Here is a 2422-nt window from a genome sequence, read left to right as displayed (position 1 = left end):
GTGGTAACAATCAAACCATCACCCATGGGTATAGGTGTTGACTATGGGACATAATATTAAGTTATCTCCTGTAAGGGGGACCAAGAGCCAGCCTTCCAGCCTGACGAAAACTCTAAGGCTGGCTCTCCCCGTGGATTTTATTCTCCACACTTTTAGTTTACCACAAAAATTTTACTATTGTAGCATTTTTTGAAAATTTTTGTAAAATTTTTTTTGAGGGAGTCGGGAGTCGGGAATTTAGAAGCGGGAGTAGGGAGTAGGGAGTAGGCGGTGTAGGGTTTGTGATAGTGATTTTGTCTTGGGATTTAGCTGGGGGAAAGCGCGATCGCTTTTAGCGGAAGCTTTGCTTCATCGCATAACCACGCGCAGTGGTGCGTTACTATTGCCTCTTGCCAATTGCCTCTTGCCTCTTGCCAATTGCCTCTTGCCAATTGCCTCTTGCCAATTGCCTATTGCTAGCATGCCTATTGCTAGCATGCCTCTTGCCTCTTGCCTGTTCCCTACTCCCTACTCCCTACTCCCTCTACCTCACAACCAATTTCCCAGCAAAATAAAAGCTGACCAGTAATAGGGGTGATTAAATTGCTTGTTTTGCAACAGCTCCTGTTGAGCAAGACGCAGAGCTTCAGCCTTGGTAACCTTGCCTGTGGCTAACTTCTCGTAGAAGCGAGTCATTAACTCTGTAGTGGCTAGATCGTCCACATACCAGAGACTGGCAATAGTACTGCGTGCCCCCCCACGCACGGCAACACCAGCCAATCCCAAAGCGGCTCGGGAGTCTCCCACGGCTGTCCGACAAGCACTTAGGATGAGTAATTCAATCGGATTTTTTTGCTTTTGATCGGCTCTGATTAGACTATTTAACTCATTGAGATTGATCACATCATCCCAGGTCAGCAGAAAGGTTTCTTCCGCTACTGAACTAAATTCACCATGAGTGGCCAGATGAACGATTTGGTAACTAGAGGTATTAACTACTGTATTGAAGTTAGATTCAGTAAAAGATTCATTGAGTAAAATCAATGAGGGAACTTGAGCCTTGATATTCTCTAATTCCACCTTCACCCCAGGAAGTGATCCGAAATTGGGACGATGGGGACGAACTTCCGTGACTCCAGCACTCAGAACTGAAAAATTTTGTCTGACATTGGCTTGAGAGTCGATTAATTGTAAACTAGGTGCTACCGCAATATTATACTTCTCGATAGCATAGCGTTCTCCGTCATAAAGAACGGACATAGGAATATTGCGCAAATCCCCATCCGGAATAAATACTAAAGTGCGGATATTACTGTTGGCTAGTTCGGTTTCAATGGGGCCGATTAACCAGTCGTGTATTGTTTGTAAGTTTTCCTTTTTCAGACCTCGCCAAAGGTTAGTAATATCTCTGTTTACCGAAGCGATTTGTTTTTCTATTTCTGTTTTAGGTAAGTTAGTGGTGATCTGGCGCAGAGGTTGTCCGGGCAAAGTGACAATTACTTCCAGGCGGTCTGGCAAGATAATGGTATAGAAGATAGCGGCGTTAGGATCTATTTCGTCAATATTAACTGGTTTAGCATCTAGACAGGCATCCCGAAAAAAGTTGTCTAGTTCTGCTAGTTGTAGGGATTCAATTACATCTCGTGCTTGTTTGAGGTTTTCTTGAGATGCATTGGGTTCCAGCAGTAGTCCTACTAATTCTCGGTAGACTGGTTCGACGCTTTCTCGAAACCCAAACTGAATATCGCTACTAATCGCGACTAGGTCGCTACGGATAGATTGGAGGGTTTGCACCGATTGAGCATAGGCCGCAATCGCGTTTGTTTTATCCTGTTTTAGGTTAAGGATTCTGCCTAGTTGCCATTGCCATTGATAGGCTAAATCCGGAGCCTGGATTTCTTGGGCAATAACTAAGGCTTTTTCGGTTAAGTCTTGGGCTTCATCAAGACGTTGATTGTATTCGTATAAGCTTCCCAAGTTACCAATGGCTTCTGCTTCCGCTCTTTTATCTCCTAAATTCCTAGCCAACTTAATAGCATCAGCGAGATAAATAGCCAGGGCTTTGGGAGTTTTTAGTTGTGTGTTTTCAGATTTTAACAGGGTTTTGGCTAGCTTAATTCTAGCCTTTATTGCTTTTTGACTTGGAGATAATGTGGTTAAGGTCTTGTCTATAGCTGGCAATAACGCTCTGGCTCGTGACCACTCTTGTGTAGCTATCAATACACTCAGTTGATTTAATTGTCCCTGAATTGTAATATCTGCTAAGGGAGATTCCTTCACAACCCGTTGATAGAAATATCTGGCGTCTTCTGTCTTTCTTTGTAATCTAGCTGTATCCCCCAAACTGAGGAGATTTTCAGCAATCAAAGTCTGATTTGATAAGTTTTCGGCTATGGCTAAACTTTGTTGTAAAATTTCTTGAGAGTCTTGGAATTTTCCCACA

General features: G+C 43.4%; 2 protein-coding genes. One reads left to right on the top strand and one right to left on the bottom strand.

Annotated features, from left to right (window positions below):
- Nucleotides 1-298: 298 nt before the first annotated feature.
- Nucleotides 299-568: a hypothetical protein gene (locus F6K53_RS37385; protein WP_293084680.1), complete on the top strand. Its 270-nt coding sequence runs from the start codon at nt 299-301 to the stop codon at nt 566-568.
- On the opposite strand, the gene F6K53_RS37380 is transcribed toward F6K53_RS37385, so the two are convergent.
- Nucleotides 529-2422, bottom strand: a 1894-nt coding sequence (locus F6K53_RS37380; protein WP_293084677.1) for a CHAT domain-containing protein, incomplete at its 5' end; no start/stop codon positions are given. The genes F6K53_RS37385 and F6K53_RS37380 overlap by 40 nt on opposite strands.

Origin of the sequence: Moorena sp. SIO4A1 (genome assembly GCF_010672065.1) — a bacterium.
Classification (GTDB): domain Bacteria; phylum Cyanobacteriota; class Cyanobacteriia; order Cyanobacteriales; family Coleofasciculaceae; genus Moorena.
Note: the sequence above shows the minus strand (reverse complement) of the source record. Positions and strands in the feature narration are given on the sequence as shown.